The organism is Rhizobium ecuadorense (genome assembly GCF_001187535.1).
Taxonomy (GTDB): domain Bacteria; phylum Pseudomonadota; class Alphaproteobacteria; order Rhizobiales; family Rhizobiaceae; genus Rhizobium; species Rhizobium ecuadorense.
Map to the genome: position 1 here is coordinate 1 of NZ_LFIO01001089.1, position 540 is coordinate 540.

Below are 540 nucleotides of genomic sequence, written 5' to 3' on the forward strand. Positions count from 1 at the left end.
GTCCGGTTCCATGCGGATGAGCTCGTCCATTTCGACTGCCTGACCCTTGGCTCTCAGTTTCTCCGCCCGAGCTTCCGCAGCCTTCTTTTGCACGAAAATCGGCGATGGCAGGCCCCAGCGCGCATGCACGAGCTGCTTTCTTCCGTCAGCCGTGTTGCGGACGACCGGCCCCATCTGGTCAGGGTTCATCTGATAGGCCGGCATCAGGTTGATCTTGCTCTCGGCATCGATCGCCCATTTCCGAACCCAGTCTTTGTCATCCATGCGGTACAAGTTGCACATCTCGCCCGAACCTCCTCCGGCACGTCAGTTGCGAGCGCCAGAATCCTTGCCGTCGGCGACGTTTGTCAACCCAGGTCACATTGCAGTCTGCCCGCAGGCTCGGGTTCACGCTGGAAGGCAGTCAATGGATCTGTCCGCTTGCCTCTGCCTCATTGAGATTGATCGCGTGATCGGCGAAGGCGTCGAGGTTCTCGAAGAACTGCATGCCTGTGAGGAATTTATAGACCTTCGCGATCACATCCTGAGGATCTTTAAACT

Annotated in this window: 1 protein-coding gene; it reads right to left on the reverse strand. The window is 57.6% G+C overall.

Going from position 1 to position 540, the window contains the following annotated elements; all coding sequences use genetic code 11:
* Nucleotides 1-282 (reverse strand): SOS response-associated peptidase family protein (locus tag AF337_RS22080; RefSeq protein WP_483150630.1); only part of this gene is annotated, 282 nt, incomplete at its 3' end.
* Between the last annotated feature and the right edge of the window lie 258 nt (nucleotides 283-540).